The 18381-nt window shown below is 70.5% G+C and carries 10 protein-coding genes; 7 read left to right on the top strand and 3 right to left on the bottom strand.

Annotation, left to right across the window (positions count from 1 at the left end; all coding sequences use genetic code 11):
- Positions 1-168: 168 nt before the first annotated feature.
- Positions 169-1542 carry an MFS transporter gene (locus ACFJIT_RS17210; protein ID WP_379654393.1) on the top strand — a complete coding sequence of 458 codons (1374 nt, stop codon included), beginning with the start codon at positions 169-171 and terminating at the stop codon, positions 1540-1542.
- On the opposite strand, the gene ACFJIT_RS17215 is transcribed toward ACFJIT_RS17210, so the two are convergent.
- From ACFJIT_RS17215 to acs, 3 genes are all read right to left on the bottom strand, one after another.
- Complete coding sequence (locus ACFJIT_RS17215) at positions 1539-2576, bottom strand: LacI family DNA-binding transcriptional regulator (protein WP_379654394.1); 1038 nt, start codon at positions 2574-2576, stop codon at positions 1539-1541. The two genes, ACFJIT_RS17210 and ACFJIT_RS17215, sit on opposite strands and share 4 nt — an antisense overlap.
- Positions 2577-2713: 137 nt before the next feature.
- Positions 2714-3382: a response regulator transcription factor gene (locus tag ACFJIT_RS17220; protein WP_130520703.1), complete on the bottom strand. Its 669-nt coding sequence runs from the start codon at positions 3380-3382 to the stop codon at positions 2714-2716.
- A 117-nt stretch (positions 3383-3499) separates the two neighbouring features.
- Positions 3500-5443 carry an acetate--CoA ligase gene (acs, locus tag ACFJIT_RS17225; RefSeq protein WP_130531901.1) on the bottom strand — a complete coding sequence of 648 codons (1944 nt, stop codon included), beginning with the start codon at positions 5441-5443 and terminating at the stop codon, positions 3500-3502.
- 271 nt (positions 5444-5714) lie between these two features.
- On the opposite strand from acs, the gene ACFJIT_RS17230 reads away from it, so the two are divergent.
- From ACFJIT_RS17230 to ACFJIT_RS17255, 6 genes are all read left to right on the top strand, one after another.
- Entirely contained in the window at positions 5715-7142 is a 1428-nt protein-coding gene (locus tag ACFJIT_RS17230) for a hypothetical protein (protein WP_340648087.1), read from the top strand.
- A gap of 123 nt (positions 7143-7265) precedes the next feature.
- A complete protein-coding gene (locus tag ACFJIT_RS17235; RefSeq protein ID WP_379654395.1) occupies positions 7266-8927 on the top strand; it encodes an MFS transporter in 1662 nt (553 codons plus the stop codon).
- A 154-nt stretch (positions 8928-9081) separates the two neighbouring features.
- A complete protein-coding gene (locus tag ACFJIT_RS17240) occupies positions 9082-11928 on the top strand; it encodes a protein kinase (RefSeq protein WP_379654396.1) in 2847 nt (948 codons plus the stop codon).
- Positions 11929-11969: 41 nt separating this feature from the next.
- Positions 11970-12497, top strand: coding sequence for an ECF-type sigma factor (locus ACFJIT_RS17245; RefSeq protein ID WP_379654397.1), 528 nt, complete (start codon positions 11970-11972; stop codon positions 12495-12497).
- A 1005-nt stretch (positions 12498-13502) separates the two neighbouring features.
- Complete coding sequence (locus ACFJIT_RS17250; protein ID WP_379654398.1) at positions 13503-16820, top strand: autotransporter domain-containing protein; 3318 nt, start codon at positions 13503-13505, stop codon at positions 16818-16820.
- On the top strand, positions 16811-18346 hold the full coding sequence (locus ACFJIT_RS17255) for a DUF6065 family protein (RefSeq protein WP_379654399.1): 1536 nt from the start codon (positions 16811-16813) through the stop codon (positions 18344-18346). Before ACFJIT_RS17250 ends, ACFJIT_RS17255 begins: the two co-directional genes overlap by 10 nt.
- Positions 18347-18381 lie beyond the last annotated feature (35 nt).

Genomic DNA, 18381 nt, shown 5'->3' on the forward strand with positions numbered 1-18381 from the left:
TTTGCAATCGATTGCAACTTGCACTGCAGCATCGATAGATTGCAAATGAATGTCCTAGCGATTGCAAGGATTTCTTGCTGCGCTGCGTCGTTACAAACGATTGCAAAGCTCGCAGGCTATGTCGCGCCGGCCCTGCCGGACCCGCCACCCGTTCTCCAAGGCAACGGCATGTCCTCGCGTCCCACCACGTTCCCGCTCATGCGCGTGCTGCTGCTCAACGCCGGCTTCTTCGGCGTGCAGTACAGCTTCGGGCTGCAGCAGAGCAACATGAGCCCGATCTACAGCTACCTGGGCGCCGACCACGCCAGCCTGCCGTACCTGTGGCTGGCCGGTCCGGTGACCGGGCTGGTGCTGCAGCCGCTGGTCGGCGCGATCAGCGACCGCACCAGCACGCGCTGGGGGCGGCGGCTGCCCTTCATCGTGCTCGGCGCGCTGGTGTGCAGCCTGTGCCTGCTGACCATGCCCTTCAGCACCGCGCTGTGGATGGCGGTGTGCCTGCTGTGGGTGCTGGATGCGGCCAACAACGTGGCGATGGAGCCGTATCGCGCGCTGGTCAGCGACGTGCTCACGCCCGAGCAGCGCCCGCTCGGGTTCCTGACCCAGAGCGCGTTCACCGGCCTGGGCCAGACCCTGGCCTATCTGACGCCCTCGCTGCTGGTGTGGTTCGGCATGGACCAGGACGCGGCCAACAGCCACCACATCCCTTACGTCACCATCGCCGCGTTCGTGATCGGCGCGGCGTTCTCGGCCGGCTCGATCCTGCTCACCGCGCGCAGCGTGCGCGAGCCGCAGCCCACGCCCGCCGAGCGCGCGCGCCTGCGCCAGGGCGGGCAGGGCCTGGGCGCGGCGCTGCGCGAGATCGTCTGCGCGCTGCGCGAGATGCCGCCGACCATGCGCCAGCTGGCGCCGGTGATGCTGTTCCAGTGGTATGCGATGTTCTGCTACTGGCAGTACATCGTGCTGTCGCTGTCGACCACGCTGTTCAGCACCACCGATCCGGCCTCGCACGCGTTCCGCCAGGCCGGGCTGATCAACGGGCAGATCGGCAGCTTCTACAACTTCGTCGCCTTCGTGGCGGCCTTCGCGATGGTGCCGTTCACGCGGCGCTTCGGCCCCAAGCCGACCCACGCGGCCTGCCTGACCGCGGCCGGCATCGGCATGCTGCTGCTGCCTGTCATCCAGGACCGCTGGCTGCTGCTGCTGCCGATGATCGGCATCGGCCTGGCCTGGGCCAGCATGATGGGCAATCCCTATCTGATGCTGGCCGAGCGCATCCCGCCCGAGCGCACCGGCGTGTACATGGGGCTGTTCAACCTGTTCATCGTGCTGCCGATGCTGATCCAGATCCTGACCCTGCCGCTGTACTTCGACCGCCTGCTCGGCGGCGATGCGCGCAACGTGATCCGGCTGGCCGGGGCGCTGCTGCTGGCCGCGGCGGTGTCGATGCTGTTCGTCGGCGTGCAGCGCGTGCGCGCGCCGCGGGCCGGCGCCGCGCGTTCAAGCGCGGGCGCGGGCTATCCGGGCGTGGAAGAGCGGCGCTAGGCCGACTCGCGCACCACCAGCTGCACCGGCATCTCCATCGAGTCGGCGGTGCCGCCGTCGACCAGGGCCAGCAGGCGATCGACCATGTGGCGTGCGGCCAGCGTCAGGTCCTGGCGCACCGTGGTCAGCGGCGGCTGGCTGTAGCTGGCCAGCGGCAGATCGTCGAAGCCCACCAGCGAGACGTCCTGCGGCACGCGCAGGCCGGCCTCGCCCAGCGCGCGGATCGCGCCGAGCGCGATCAGGTCCGAGGCGGCGAACACCCCGTCCGGCGGGTCGGCCTTCTTCAGCATCGCGCGGGTCAGCCGGTAGGCGTCCTCGCTGACGAAGTGGCTGCGCGCGTGCAGGCGCGGATCGAACGCCAGCCCGTGCTGTTCAAGCATCGCCCGATAGCCGGCGAAGCGCGGCGCGACCTCGGGCAGCTGCTCGTCGCCGAGGAAGGCGATACGCCGGCGCCCGGCCTCGATCAGGTGCGCGGTCGCCAGCTCGCCGCCGCGCCGGTTGTCGCTGCCGACGCTGACATAGGCCTGGCCGGGCATGCGGCTGCCCCAGACGACCATCGGCCAGCCCTCGCGCGCGGCGGCGTTCATCGCCTCGTGCTCGGAGCTCTGGCCCAGCATCACCAGCCCGTCGGCGCGGCTGCTGCGCGCCAGCCGCTCGACCCAGCCGTCCTGGTGCCGGTCCACCTTGGACAGCAGCATGCTGTAGCCGTTGCCGGTCAGCTCCTCGGCCAGCAGCGCCAGCATGGTCATCATGAAGGGGTCCGACAGCGGCTGCTCGAAGGCGTGCATCAGCGGCACCGCCACGCAGATGGTGTTGGAGCGGCGCGAGCGCAGGCTGCGCGCGACCGGGTCCACCTGGTAGCCGGCGCGCGCGGCGAGCTGCTTGACGTAGGCGCGGGTGCGCTCGGCGACCAGTGGGTTGTCGGCCAGCGCGCGCGAGACGGTGGACTCGGACACACCCGCCATGCGGGCGATGTCGGCCATCTGCACCTTGGCGCGCGGCGCGTCGCCGGACCGGGAGGGTTTGTCGGACATGGAGGGCGCGGTTGGGCCTTCTTGGGCTGATCACCTTACTGCATGGATGCCGCCGCGCCGCCGACGCTCCTACCGTCGTTCCCGCAGGCGCCAAGGTCACCCGGTCCCGCCTTCGCGAAAACCGGCGGCCCTGGTGTTCAGTCCTGATCTTCCGGCGGCGGCGTCAGCCCATCCGGATCCACCGACAGCCGCCCGGCCATCAGCACGGCCTGGGTGCGGTTGGTGACGCCGAGCTTGCGCAGGATCGCGGTGACGTGCGCCTTGATGGTGGCCTCGGACACGCCCAGGTCGTAGGCGATCTGCTTGTTGAGCCGGCCGGCGCCGAGCATCTGCAGCACGCGGAACTGCTGCGGGGTCAGGTCGCGCAGGCGTTGGGCGACCTCCTGCTCGTCACGGCCGATGGCCGGCGCGTTGTGCGCCTCCTCCGGCGCCCAGCGCTCGCCGTCCAGCACCAGGCCGATGGCCTCGCCGATGGTGTCCGAGTCGGCCGACTTGGGGATGAAGCCCAGCGCGCCATGGTCCAGCGCGCGGCGCATCACCGACGGTTCCTCGCGTGCGGACACCACCACCACCGGCAGCTGCGGATGCAGCGCGCGCAGGTGCACCAGCGCATTGAAGCCGTGCGCGCCGGGCATGTTGAGGTCCAGCAGGAGCAGGTCGGCGTCGGGGTTGGCCTCGACCAGCGCGTACAGCGCATCGACGCTGTCGGCCTCGTGCAGGGACACGCCGGGCAGCACGCGCTGCACGGCGCCGCGCAGGGCCTCCCGGAACAGGGGATGGTCGTCGGCGATGAGCAGTGTGGTCATGGAGGCGGGGGGCGTGGGGACGGAAGCGTCCGACGCGTCGTGCGCCGTACGACTGGCATAGTGCCAGACCAGGCGATCGGCTTTCGATGCTTCCTTGCCCACGGCCGCCATCACGTCTTATTTGACCTTGCGCTCGGACACCAGCGAATCGACCACCGAGGGGTCGGCCAGGGTCGAGGTGTCGCCAAGCTGGTCGGGCGCGTTCTCGGCGATCTTGCGCAGGATGCGGCGCATGATCTTGCCCGAGCGCGTCTTGGGCAGGCCCGGCGCCCACTGCAGGTGGTCGGGCGAGGCGATCGGGCCGATCTCCTTGCGCACGTGGGCGATCAGCTCCTTGTGCAGCTCCTCGCTGGGCGCCTCGCCGGCCACCAGGGTGACGTAGGCGTAGATGCCCTGGCCCTTGATGTCGTGCGGGAAGCCCACCACCGCCGCTTCGGCCACCTTGGGATGCGAGACCAGCGCGCTTTCAACCTCGGCCGTGCCGATGCGGTGGCCGGAGACGTTGATGACATCGTCCACGCGGCCGGTGATCCAGTAGTAGCCATCGGCATCGCGGCGGCAGCCGTCGCCGGTGAAGTAGGTGCCCGGATAGGTGCGGAAATAGGTATCGATGAAGCGCTGGTGGTCGCCGTAGACCGTGCGCATCTGGCCCGGCCAGGAGTCCTTGATCACCAGGTTGCCCTCGGCCGCGCCGTCCAGTTCGGCGCCGTTGGCGTCCACCAGCGCCGGCTGCACGCCGAAGAAGGGCACGGTGGCCGAGCCGGGCTTGAGCGGGGTGGCGCCGGGGATCGGCGTGATCATGTGGCCGCCGGTCTCGGTCTGCCACCAGGTGTCCACGATCGGGCAGCGGGAATCGCCGACCACCTCGTAATACCAGCGCCAGGCCTCGGGGTTGATCGGCTCGCCCACCGTGCCGAGCAGGCGCAGGCTCTTGCGCGAGGTCTTCTTCACCGGCGCGTCGCCATCGCGCATCAGCGCGCGGATCGCGGTGGGCGCGGTGTAGAACAGCGTGACCTGGTGCTTGTCCACGACCTCCCAGAAGCGCGAGTTGCTCGGGTAGTTGGGCACGCCCTCGAAGATCAGCGAGGTGGCGCCGTTGGCCAGCGGGCCGTAGACGATGTAGCTGTGGCCGGTGACCCAGCCCACGTCGGCCGTGCACCAGTAGATGTCGTCCTCCTTCAGGTCGAACACCACCTCGTGCGTGTAGGCCGCCCACAGCAGGTAGCCGCCGGTGGTGTGCAGCACGCCCTTGGGCTTGCCGGTGCTGCCGGAGGTGTAGAGGATGAACAGCGGATCCTCGGCGTTCATGCGCTCGGGCTCGCAGGTCTCCGGCTGGCCCTCGACCACGTCGTGGAACCAGCGGTCGCGCGGGGCCTGCATCTGCACCGCGCCGCCGGTGTGGCGCACCACCAGCACGGTCTCCACGCTGTTGGTGCCGGGCAGCTTGAGCGCGGCATCGACATTGGCCTTGAGCGGCACCTTCTTGCTGCCGCGCAGGCCTTCGTCGGCGGTGATGATCAGCTTGCTGCCGCAGTCGGACACGCGGTCGGCGATGGAGTTGGGCGCGAAGCCGCCGAACACCACCGAGTGCACCGCGCCGATGCGCGCGCAGGCCAGCATCGCCACGGCCGCGTCGGGGATCATCGGCAGGTAGATGGTGACCCGGTCGCCCTTGACCACGCCCAGCTTGCGCAGCGCGTTGGCCAGCTTGCACACGCGCGCATGCAACTCGCGATAGGTCACACCAACGCTCTGGCTGTCGGGGCTGTCGGGTTCGAACAGCAGGGCGATCTTGTCGCCGCGCTTCTCCAGCTGGCGGTCCAGGCAGTTGACGCTGGCGTTGAGCTCGCCATCGGCGAACCAGTTGATGCGGAAGTCGTCGATGTCGAAGCTGACGTCCTTGATCTGCGTCGGCGCCTTCATCCAGTCCAGTCGCTGCGCCGCCTTGGCCCAGAACGCGTCGGGTGCTTCCACCGACGCCTTGTAGTCGCGCGCATAGGCCTGCGCATCGACCAGGGCCTGGCTGGCGAATGCGGGATCGACGGGATACAGATCAGACATGGAATCTCCTTACCTCATCTTGCTTGGAACGTGGCGGATGGACCAACCGTTGCGGGGTGCGGCCAGCGACTTGTCGAGGCCTTGAAGTTTGACCGATCCACTGTTTGCGCAGTGCAGCAGCTGGCTTAGACCATGGTCTTAAAGCCCTTGTTTTGAGACCAAAGGCGAATGGTGGGCGCTGTCATGCGTGCGCAATCTGCGGCGCACATCGCGCTCTCGCAAAGGGGAGGGCGCGCCGCGGTGAATCACCGGACTCTTGGGAGAGGGGAGCATGACCACACGCATCGCAACGATGGCGCGTCGCCCATTGGCGCTCGCCATGATCGTGGCCTTGATGGCGCCGGGCGTGGCCCTGGCGCAGTCGAAGAAGGAGAAGGCGCTCGAGGCGCGTGTCGCCCAGCTCGAGGCGCAGGTGCAGCAGCTGCTCTCGGCGCAGCAGCAGACCCAGGCGCAGGTCGTGCAGACCCAGAGCCAGGTCAGCCAGACCCAGACCCAGGTGGCCGACACCAAGACCCAATTGGATGAGGTCAAGGCCACCGCCGCCGCCAAGCCGGCCGCGCCGCAGTTCACGACCGCGCCGGGCATGTCGGTGGCCTTCCACGGCTTCGTCAACGCCACGGCCTTCCAGCAGTCGCGGCCGTTCAACTTCGGCAACGGCCAGAACGCCGAGTGGCCCACGCCTGGCGGCAAGGGCGACCTGAGCGGCGTGGACATCCGCAACACCCGCTTCTGGGTGGACATCACCGGCGCCAAGATGGGTGAGCACTGGACCGGCGGCGCGCGCCTGGAGATGGATTTCTTCGGCGGCAACAACGGCACCGGCGCCTACAGTGGCCAGCAGCCGGTCCCGCGCCTGCGCCAGGCCTACCTGGACATGGACAATGCCGCCACCGGCACCAAGGTGCGCGTGGGCCAGCAGTGGACGCTGATGTTCCCGCTGGACAACGTGCCCGATTCGGTCGCCCACGTGGCCTTCCCGCTCGGCTTCGGCACCGGCATGATCGGCTGGCGCTATCCGGGCGTGGTGGTCATGCAGGACCTCAACCACGGTTCGGATGGCCCGAAGTGGCGCCTGGACGTGGGCGCCTTCAGCGGCAACTGGTCCGGCCCGGGCAGCACCACCAACTACCTCACCGGCGGCAACGCCGGCTTCAACCCGCAGGTCGAGGCGCGCGTGCGCGTGGCCGGCAGCAACTGGGTGGCCTATGCCGCCGGGCACTACTCCAAGATCGACCTGAGCGGCGTCGACGGCGCCACGCCCACGCCGATCCGTTCGGACATCAAGAGCACCGCCTTCGAAGTGGGCGGCATGGTCAAGCCCGGCAACTGGAACATCAAGGCGTTCGCCTTTACTGGCAACGGCATGGGCCAGAACTTCGGCGCGCTCTCGCAGTTCGGCGACATCTCCGAAACCGGCGGCTACGCGCAGGTGGGCTACAGCTTCAACAAGAACTGGAGCCTCAACGCGTTCTATGCGGTGGACAACCCCGACAAGGACGACGTGCTGCGTTGGCGCGGCACGGCGGTGGGCCTGCTCAACAACCGGCAGACCGCGCTCAACCTGATCTACGCCAACGGCCCCTACAAGCTGGGCCTGGAGGCGATGCACGACAAGCTCGAGCACACCGTCGGCACCACCGCCAACACCACCACCGAAAGCGGCAACCAGGTCAGCGTCAGCGCCCAGTACACCTTCTAGGGCGCTGTACCTGCCTGCCCCGTGCCGGAAGGGCTCGCCTTCCGGCGCGAGACCCACGGCTGCTCCATGGCCAACTGACATCCACGCCAGCACCACGGCATCCAGCTTCGAGGGAAAGCTCCCATGTCCAGCGTCAACGTCACCGCCGGCCAGCCGGCCGGACTCACCCAGGGCCACAAGCGGGTCATCCTCGCTTCGTCCCTGGGCACCGTGTTCGAGTGGTACGACTTCTTCCTGTACGGTTCGCTGGCGGCGATCATCGCCAAGCAGTTCTTCAGCGGCGTCAACGAGACCACGGCCTTCATCTTCGCGCTGCTGGCCTTCGCCGCCGGCTTCTTCGTGCGGCCCTTCGGCGCGGCCTTCTTCGGCAGCCTGGGCGATCGCATCGGTCGCAAGTACACCTTCCTGGTGACCATCCTGATCATGGGCCTGTCCACCTTCCTGGTGGGCGTGCTGCCCTCGTACGCCACCATCGGCGTGGCCGCGCCGGTGATCCTGATCTGCCTGCGCCTGGCCGAGGGCCTGGCGATGGGCGGCGAGTACGGCGGTGCGGCGACCTACGTGGCCGAGCACGCGCCGGCCAACAAGCGCGGCTTCTACACCAGCTTCATCCAGTGCACCGCGACCATCGGCCTGTTCCTGTCGCTGCTGATCATCCTGGCCTGCCGCAGCGCGCTGGGCAACGAGGCCTTCGAGGCCTGGGGCTGGCGCATCCCGTTCCTGGTCTCGATCATCCTGCTGGGCGTGTCGGTGTGGATCCGCATGCAGCTGAGCGAGTCGCCGCTGTTCCAGCAGATGAAGGCCGAGGGCAAGGGCTCCAAGACCCCGTTCCGCGACAGCCTCAAGGGCGGCAACTTCAAGCTGATGCTGCTGGTGCTGCTGGGCGCCACCGCCGGCCAGGCCGTGGTGTGGTACGGCGGCCAGTTCTACGCGCTGTTCTTCCTGACCCAGGCGCTCAAGGTGGATGCCACCACCGGCGCGCTGCTGATCGCCGGCGCGCTGGCGCTGGCCACGCCGTTCTTCCTGTTCTTCGGCTGGCTGTCCGACCGCATCGGCCGCAAGGTCATCGTGCTGGGCGGCTGCCTGCTGGCCGCGCTGCTGTACATCCCGATGTTCAAGGCGCTGACCCACTACGCCAACCCGGCCATCGAGGAGGCGCGCACCAGTGCGCCGGTGGTGATCAACGCCGATCCGGACACCTGCAGCTTTCAGTTCGACCCGGTCGGCAAGAAGACCTTCACCAGCTCCTGCGACATCGTCGCCACGGCGCTGACCAAGGCCGGCGTGCCCTACACCGTCAAGGCCGCCCCGCCGGGCACCATCGCCACGGTCAACGTGGGCAGCAACCAGATCAATTCCTACGAGGGCGGCGGGCTGTCCAAGGACGAAGGCAAGGCCAAGGCCGATGCCTTCGGCAAGCAGCTCAAGGGTGCGCTGACCGGCGCCGGTTATCCGGAGAAGGCCGACCCGGCGCGCATCAACAAGCCGATGGTGATCGCGGTGCTGTTCGTGCTGGCGCTGTTCGTGACCATGGTCTATGCGCCGATCGCGGCCTGGCTGGTCGAGCTGTTCCCGACCCGCATCCGCTACACCTCCATGTCGCTGCCGTACCACATCGGCAACGGCTGGTTCGGCGGCTTCCTGCCGACGATCTCCTTCGGCCTGGTCGCGGCGACGGGCAACATGTACTACGGCCTGTGGTATCCGATCGGCATCGCGCTGATGACCCTGGTGATCGGCGCGATCTTCCTGCGCGAGACCAAGGACGTGGATATCACGAAGTAATTCCCTGGAAGGGGCGCCAAGGGCCGGGGCGAGTCACGCCGGCCCACACCGACGCCGGTCCGTGGGGGGCCGGCGTCGCTGTTTCCGGGGCCTGGCCGGGCCGCGCCGCGCTATGCTCCGGCGCGGGGCAGGGGGACTGGCCTGGGACCTTCCGATGACGCAGAGCGACGAGCAGGGCGTGCACGCCCTGCTGGAGCAGCTGTTGGCCTTGCCGCCGGCGCAGCGCCAGGCGGCGCTGGCGCGCGCCTGCGAGGGACAGCCGGATCGGCTCGAACGCCTGCAGCGGCTGCTGGCCCTGGCCGAGGGCGGCGACGGCTTCCTGGACCGTTCTCCGTTCGGCGAAGGCGCGGCGCAGGAGGCCGATCCGCGCACGCCCGGCCGCGTGGTCGGGCCTTATCGATTGCTGCGCTGGCTCGGCGCCGGCGGCATGGCCCAGGTGTGGCTGGCCGAGCGCATCGCCGGCGGCTTCCGCCAGCAGGTGGCGATCAAGCTCATCGCCCAGGTGCCCGACCCGCTGCAGGGCCGGCTGTCGGCCGAGCGCGACATCCTGGCCTCGCTGGTGCACCCGGGCATCGCCCGGCTCTACGACGGCGGCGTGACCGACGAGGGCCTGGCCTGGATGGCCATGGAATACGTCCAGGGCCAGGACCTGGTCAGCTGGTGCCAGGCGCGCCACAGCGGCGTGGCCGAGCGTCTGGCGCTGTTCCTGCAGGTCTGCGACGCGGTCGCCTATGCCCACACCCGGCTGGTCGTCCACCGCGACATCAAGCCGGCCAACATCCTGGTCACCGACGACGGCCAGGCGCGGCTGCTGGATTTCGGCCTGGCCCGGCTGCTCGAGGACGCACCTGGTGGCGATGCGGCCAGCACCACGCGCACGCTGCAGCTGTCCCCGTCCTATGCCGCGCCGGAACAGCTCGACGGCGGCCTGGTGGGCACCGCCACCGACGTCTACGCGCTGGGCGTGACGCTGTACGAACTGCTCGCCGGCCGCCTGCCCTGGGCCATGCAGGGCAGCGCGCTGGCCACCGCGGTGCGGCGCCTGGCCGCGGCCGAACCGCCGCCGCCCAGCCGCGCGGTGGCCGCCGACGGCCCGGTGCCGGCACGCGCGCTGCGCGGCGACCTGGATGCCATCGTCGCGCGCGCGATGCGGCCCGCGGCCGAGCAACGCTACCCCGACGCGCGCGCCCTGGCCGAGGACATCCGTCGCCATCTGGAACACCGCCCGGTGCTGGCCCGCGCCGGCGCGCGCAGCTACCAGGCGCGCCGCTACGTGCGCCGGCACTGGCGCGGACTGGCGCTGGTGGGCGTGGCCTTCCTGGCGCTGGGCACCGGCCTGGTGACGCTGGCCTGGCAGGAGCGCCGCACCCAGCGCGAGGCGCAGCGGGCCGCGGCGATGCAGGCCTTCATGGTCGATCTGTTCCGCACCAACACCAGCCGCCAGGCCGACCCGGTGCGCGCGCGCCAGACCACCGCGCGCGAGCTGCTGGACATCGGCGCGGCGCGCATCCAGTCCGAGCTGGATCAGGCGCCGGAGAACAAGCTGGCGCTGCTGCGCCTGTTCGGCAACCTGTACGACGAGTTCGCGCTGAGCACCGAGCAGCTGCCGATGCGCCAGCAGGCCGTCGCGCTGAGCCGTCAGCTCTACGGGCCGGATTCGATCGAACTGGCCAGCGACCTGATCGCGCAGGCGCGGGTCACCTTCAACGATCACGACCAGGCCGAAGCCCTGCTCACCCAGGCCCGCGCCATCCTCGACCGCCGGGGCGACACGCGCTCGCAGCTGCGCGGCCGGCTGCTGATCGCCTCGGCCACCAATAACTACACCAACGATCCCGGCCGCGCCCTGGACGATGCGACCCAGGCCGTGGCCATCCTGTCGGCGTATCCGCCTTCGTCCGAGCTGGCCCGCGCCCTGCAGCTGCAGGGCGTCGCCACCGCTTACCGCGGCAAGACCGCCGAGGCTGTGCCGGCGCTGAGGCGTTCGGTGCAGGTGTCCATCCAGGCCGATGGCGACCCCAACCCGTCCCTGGCCGGCTACTACGTCCAGCTGGGCGAGACCGAGAGCTACGCCTACGAACACGCCGCCGCCGAGGCCGACCTGCGCCGCGGCATCCAGCGCGCTCAAGGCTCGGCCGCGGAGAACGACTTCGCCCTGGTGCGCGCGCGCGCCACCCTGGCCGTGGCGCTGGTCAATGCCGATCGCGCCCGCGAAGGTCTGATCGAAGCAGCCCTGGCCCGCGCCGCCGCGCCGCGTCAGGACACCAGCCCCGAGGCCTTGTTCCTGGTCATCCAGACCCTGTCGACCAGCAGCCGGGCCAAGGTGCGTGCCGGCGATCCGGCGGCGGCGTTGATCGATGCGCGGCAGGCCGTGCGCCTGGCGCGGCAGGCCGATCCGGGCGGCACCGTGCTGACCAGCAACCTGCAGCGCGAGGCCGAGGCGCTGGTCGAGCTGGGCCGCCACGCTGAGGCCCGGCAGCTGCTGGACGAATGCGACCGACTGATGGGCACGCGCGGCAACGCCGGGCCGAACGACTTCAACATGCTGCTGCGCGTGCGCGCGCTGTTGGCGCAGGGCCAGCTGGCCCAGGCGCGGGCCGGTTACGCCAGGCTCAAGCCGCTCAGTGGCGATGGCCCCAAGGCGCAGACCCGCCGCCTGCATCGCGCGCTGGCCGAGGCCGAGCTGGCCCTGGCCGGCGGCGATGCCGCCGGCGCCGCCCGCCGCGCGCACGCCGCGACCGAAGAGGCGCGCGCCAGCGCACTGGCCCCCTTCCTGCGCTCGATGATCGCCGAGGGCCAGCTGATCGAGGGCCGTGCCGCGCTGGCCCAGGGCGATGCCGCCGGCGCCGTGCGCCTGCTGGACGCCTCGCTGGCGCTGCGCCGCACCCTGGACCTGCCGCAGAGCCCGCGCATCGCCCAGGCGCAGCAGCTGCTGGCCCAGGCCCGCCGCGCGTCGACCGCGGCCGCCGGCAAGGACGTGCGTCGGGCGGAGCGCGCCTGAATCGCACGGCCGCGCGCGGCGTGGGGCAGAATCTAGTCGCCATGGCCTCCATTCCCCCACCGCCAGACGCGTCGCTGGTCGATGATCTGGCGCGCATGTTCTATGCCGACCTCAAGCGCCTGGCCCGTCGCGAGCGCGGCCGGGCCTTTCCGCGCGCGGCCACGCTGGAGACCACCGCGCTGGTGCACGAGGCCTACCTCAAGCTGAGCCGCCACGGCGCCTTCGAAGGCCAGGCCCATTTCCTCAACACCGCCGCCCTGGCCATGCGCCAGGTGCTGGTGAGCCACGCCCGCGCGCGCCTGCGCCACAAGCGCGACCCGGGCCGCGCGCTGCTGGACATCGACACCGTCGAGGTGCTGGCCGAGAGCGACGAGCGCATCGTCGCCCTCGACGAGGCCCTGGCCGAACTGGAGCGCCAGCAGCCGCGCCTGGCGCGCCTCGTCGAATGCCGCTATTTCGCTGGCTATTCCGACGCCGAGACCGCCCTGGCCCTGGGCGTCTCCGAGCGCACCGTGCAGCGCGACTGGGCCATCGCCAAGGCCCTGCTGTACGAAGCGCTGGGCACCTGAGCCAGGCGCCCGGACGGGGCCCGTCCAGCGCTCCGTCAAAGCCTTGGTTCTTCGCCGCAGTCGACCACGCCGCGCCCTCCTTGTAGAGCGGAGCTTGCTCCGCTGTCTTTCGACCAGAGCATCGGGAAAGCCCCAGCGGAGCGAGCTCCGCTCTACAGGCGTCGGTCCGATGCTGCCCTTTCGCATTCGGCAAGGACGCATCGCGCCCGCGTGCGGCCCCGAACCACTTCGCGCCCTCCTTGTAGAGCGGAGCTTGCTCCGCTGCCTTTCGACCAGAGCATCGGGAAAGCCCCAGCGGAGCGAGCTCCGCTCTACAGGCGTCGGTCCGACGCTGCCTTTTGGCATTCGGCAAGGACGCATCGCATCCGCGTGCCGCCCCGCACCACGCCGCGCCCTGCTTGTAGAGCGGAGCTTGCTCCGCTGCCTTTCGACCAGAGCATCGGGAAAGCCCCAGCGGAGCGAGCTCCGCTCTACAGGCGTCGGTCGGGTGCTGCCCTTTGGCATTCGGCAAGGACGCATCGCACCCGCGTGCCGCCCCGCACCACGTCGCGCCCACCTTGTAGAGCGGAGCTTGCTCCGCTGCCTTTCGACCGGATCATCGGGAAAGCCCCAGCGGAGCGAGCTCCGCTCTACAGGCGTCGGTCCGATGCTGCCCTTTCGCATTCGACAAGGACGCATCGCATCCGCGCGCCGCCCGGACTACGTCGCGCCCTCTTTGTAGAGCGGAGCTTGCTCCGCTGCCTTTCGGCCAGATCATTGGGCAAGCCTCAGCGGAGCGAGCTCCGCTCTACAGGCGTCGGTCCGATGCTGTTCTCAGCCTTCCGCAAGGACGCATCGCTCCCCACGCCGCGACCCATCGAACACAAGAAGAACAAAAAACGCTCCACGCGTGGCGGCCCGCGCCCCCATGCGGCGTAACAGAGGACTGCGAGTCCGTGCGAGGCGGGCCCGCGCCGCCGTCCCGGTACCGGGGCGGCGGCTTCCTCGTCCCGCCATGGAGCAGACATGAATTCGATCCGGCGCAAGGCCGTGCCGCGCTATGCCGCACTGAGCATTTCCATCCTGGCCGTGCTGGCCAGCCAACAGGCCGCCCAGGCCGCCTGCGTCCTGCGCACCGACCTGACGCCACAGACCTGGATCTGCGACGGCGTCGCCAGCGCCAACACCAGCGGGCAGACCATCGTCTTCAGCCCCACCGTCACCACCGCCAGCACGGCCGCCGGCTTTGGCGTGGATGTCGGCAACACCGCCACCGCGCTGACCCTGACCGGCGCGGGCAGCTTCACCGACGCCCAGCAGTCTGGCATCGCGGGCGGCAATGGCATCCTCTGGAACGTGAGCGGCACCAGCGCGCCGCTTTCGCTGGTCAGCAACGGCACGATCACGGCGCGCAATGGCGACGGTCTTTACATCGGTAACACCGGGGGCGCGGTGACGGTGCAGGCCACCGGCAGTATCGACAGCAGCGGCAACGGCCTGCGGGCCACGGCGGGCGATGGCGACCTGTCGCTGCAGGTGGGCAACATCACCTATGGCGGCACCTACGGCATTCAGGCCACCACCACCAACGGCGGCGCCGGCAAGACTTCGGTGCTGGTTCTGGGCCAGGTGGTCAGTAGCAGCACCGCCATCTTTCCAGGGTTCGGCCTTTACGTCACCAACCGAGGCGCAGCGGGCAGCGATCTCCAGGTGGCCGCCGGCGCGTTGCTGCAGAACGCGACCGGCGGCGGCCTGGTCGTGGACAACTTGAATGGCCCGGTGAACACGGTGATCGCCGGCAACGTGACCACGGGCGGCGCCAACGGCGCGCGCATCAACCAGTGGACCACCAACACGCCCGGGACCAGCAACCGCAGCATGAACGTGCGGGTCGACGGCAACATCGTCGACAGCAACACCGGCGGCAACGGACTGACGCTCACCGGTCTTGGCGGCAGCGGAAGCAGCGTCGATGGCACCGGCCTGAACGCCTCCGTCCATCTCACCGTCAACGGCACGATCCAGGGCTATACCGGCCTGACCGTGGCCGGCGGCGATCAGGTCACCCTGGATGTCGCCCAGGGCGCCACCATCGCGGCCGCCGATGCCGCCGCCAACGATGGCTCCACCCCGCGCGGCGGCATCAACAACGTGGAAGCCGTCTGGGACCAGGGCACCGGTCTGACCGGCTCGCCAGCGGGCAACCTGCTCACCCTCAACAACGCCGGCACCCTGGTCGGCGGTCTGAACATCGGCCGTGCGCTGGTGCTCAACAACACCGGCACCATCACCTCGGTCTATACCGCCATAGCGCTGCATGGGGGTGCCACACTGAATCTGCAGGGTGGGTCGGTCGTCGGCGACACCGTTCCGGATTTCTTCGGTCCTACCGTCGCCGCGCCGACCACGGTGCTGTGGACCGGCGGTGCGGTACGCGGCGGCATCGACATCGGCGTGGGCAACATGACCCTGCGCGGACTCGGCGCGGCCGACCTGGCCGGGCTGACCTTCCTCAACGCCGGCACGTCCGGCGGTGGCGTCAGCAGCTTGAACCTGGAAGGGGTGCAGTTGAGTGGCTACGGTGCTTTCCACCAGGCCGACGCGGCGCGCGGCGTGGGAATCATCGGCTGGAATGCCCTGAATCTGCGCAACGGCAGCGTGGTCACCCTGAGCGGCCTCATGGGGCTGGAGGGAACCAACAATCAGAACGATGCGGCACTGAACATCGATGCCGCCTCCACTCTGGCCGCAGGCGTCGGCCTTGCGTTCGAAAAGGACGGCGCTCGCCGCATGACGCTCAACAACGCCGGCACGCTGGACTTGAGCCGATCCGGCACGCCGGGCAATACGCTCGCATTGGGTCCCACCTACGGCGGCGTCGACTACGTGCAGACCGCCACCGGCACGCTGGTGGTCGGGGTCACGCCCACGGCCATCGACCAGCTCAACGTCGGCGGCAATCCGGGTTATGCCGGCACCGCCACGCTGGCCGGCACGGTGGCCTTCGCCTGGGCGCCGGGCACCTATGCGTCAGCCACGCGCAGCTTCGTCACCGCCGGCGGCGGCATCAGCGGAACGTTCGCCACCGTGACCAATGCGGCGGGCACCACGCCGCCGGTCGGCTTCCCGACCTCGGTCAGCTACGACGCCAACAATGCCTACCTGACGCTGGGCACGCCGACGCCGACGCCGACGCCGACGCCAACTCCAACCCCAACGCCAACGCCGACTCCGACGCCCACCCCAACCCCAACCCCAACCCCAACCCCAACCCCCACTCCAACACCGACGCCCACACCTACTCCCACCCCAACCCCAACTCCGACACCAACTCCGACCCCCACCGCGCCGGTGCGCATCGCGCCCAACGATGGCGAGCTGTTCAGTCGCCAGGCCACCGCGCTGGCGCTGTCCAGCCAGGCCGATGCGATGGGCCTGCTGGCGCGCCTGCGGGTCGAGGGCGACGGCAATACCTTGTTCAACCGCGATGCCGGCCTCGACCCGGCGGCGCGTGGCTGGGTGCAGCTGCGCTACCAGGATCTGGATGTCGAAGGGGCGAGCGATCAGGTCGGCTTCGGCGCGCGCTCCACCGCCACGCAGGTGGGCACCGACTGGACGCTCGGCCAGGGCACGCGGCTGGGCCTGGCGGTCGGCACGGACAACGCCTGGCTGCATGACCAGCTGGGCAGCCGCGGCCGCAGCGATGTCACGCGCGTGGCCGTGTACGGCTCGCAGCTGATCGGGCCGCTGGGCGTGTCGGCGATGCTGGGCTATGCCCATGCGCGCGAGCACGCCTGGCGCCAGACCGGCATCGGCCTGGCCTTCTCCAGCCGCGGCACCGACGCGGCCACCGCGGCGCTGCAGCTGGCGCTGCCGCTGGACGTCGGCCAGGCGCAGCTGACGCCGGTGGCCGGCGTGGTGGCCACGCGCCTGACCGGCGAGGCCTTCGTCGAGACCGGCGATGTGCCCGATGCGTTCAAGGTCGGTGGCCAGGCCCGGCGCGAGACCCTGGTGGCGCCGTACGCCGCGCTGGGGCTGTCGCGCAGCTTCGATCAGGCCGGCGGGGTGCGCTGGACGCCGGAGCTGCACGTCGGCTATCGCCGCGCGCAGGCCGGGCAGGGTCAGCGCTACGCGCTCACCGCCGCCGACGGCACGCTGTTCGACGGCAACCGCGATGGCATCGCGCGCGATGTCGGCGAAGCCGGCGCGGCGCTGACCGGGCATCGCGGGCCGTGGACGCTGTCGCTGGCCCTGGCGCGGGCAATGGGCCGACGGCTGGAGCGATCAGCAGGGCACGCTGAGCCTGCGCGCGACGTTCTGAGGCCAGCGCCGCGATGGAGCTGACCTGCTACGTCTATCCGGGCTGGAAGCCGCGGCTGCGTGCGGCCAGCCCGCGGCGCGCCTGGATGGACGCCAGCCCGGAAAGCTTCGCCTACCGCTGCCTGCCGCTGGGCATCGCCAATGCGCACGGCTGGGAGCTGCTCAGCCCGTGCGGCTTCCAGGCGTACTGGAACGGCGGGCCGCTGCCGCAGGACGTGCGCATCCAGGCCGATCCGGGCACGCCGGCGCAGGACGCGCCGGTGGCGCTGTTCGGGCAGGGCACCTTCACCTTCCATGTGCCCGGGCTGTTCCGCACCTCGCCCGGGCACAACCTGTGGGTGGGCGGGTCGCCCAACCTGGCCAAGGACGGCGTGGCCGCGCTGGGCGGGATCATCGAGACCGACTGGGCGCCGTACACCTTCACCATGAACTGGCGCTTCACCCGCGCCGGGCACGTGGTGCGCTTCGAGGAAAACGAGCCGCTGGCCTTCCTGTTCCCGCTGCCGCGCGACCTGCTCGACGCGGTGGTGCCGCGCATCGCGCCGATCGACGAGGCGCCCGAGCTCAAGCGCCGCTTCGAGCAGTGGAGCCAGGCGCGCGACGCCTTCCAGGCGCAGGTCGCCGCCACGCCGCAGGCCGCGCCGGGCGCGAAGTGGCAGAAGTTCTATTTCCGCGGCACCGATGCCGATGGCGCGCCCGGGGCGGCCGATCACCGCAGCAGGCTGCGCTTGCCGGGCTTCGAGGGCGCCACGCCGCTGCCGGCAGACACGCCGGTAGCGGCCTGCCCGCATGCGCGCGCGGCGGGCCCGGCCCTGCCGCCATCGCCGGATGCGAGCGAGGTGCTCGCCCGCCTGCAGCGGCTGCGCGCGCTGTCGGCGCGCAACCGCAGCGTGCCGCGCCGTGGCGGCCTGACCGCCGGCGTGTTCCTGGACGAGCACTACGCCGCCAACTGGCCGGTGCTGCTGGCCGGGGAGATCGAGGAAGGCCTGGGACGCTGGGCGCCGCAGGCCCTGGTCTCGACCCACGGCGACGCGCCGCTGGTCGATGCCCACGGTCAGGCCAGCACGCTGGGCCGGTTCGTGCAGCAGGCGCTGCAGCCCGCGGACACGCCAGGCCGTCAGCCGCGCCTGACCGGCGCGCTGGAGACGCTGCCGGACCTGGCCCCGCGCCTGGGCCACCTGATGCGCCTGCTGCGTGGACACGACCCGGGCCGGCTGTGGCTGGAGGCGGCCGGCAGCGGCACCCTGGCCGCGCCCGAACCCTGCAACCGCCTGCTGCTGCAGCTGCACGGCCAGCGCCGCCTGTGGCTGGCGCCGCCGGGCGAGGCGGCGCGTCTGCAGCCGCTGGCCCAGGCCGGCGCGCTGGGCGACCTGACCGCGCCGGACCTGCATGAGCGCCAGCCGCAGCTGCGCGGGCTGGAACTGCATGCGGTGCTGCTGCAGCCGGGCGACGCGCTGTTCGTCCCGTTCGGCTGGTGGCGCCAGGGCGCGGCGATGGACTTCAGCGTTTCGGTCGCCCGCGAGGACTTCCATTGGCCCAACCCGCCATGAGCGCCGCAGCACGGCGATGGCAGGCCGGCGCGCCG

The sequence above is a fragment of the Pseudoxanthomonas sp. UC19_8 genome, from assembly GCF_042700505.1.
GTDB classification, from domain to species: Bacteria; Pseudomonadota; Gammaproteobacteria; order Xanthomonadales; family Xanthomonadaceae; genus Pseudoxanthomonas_A; species Pseudoxanthomonas_A winnipegensis.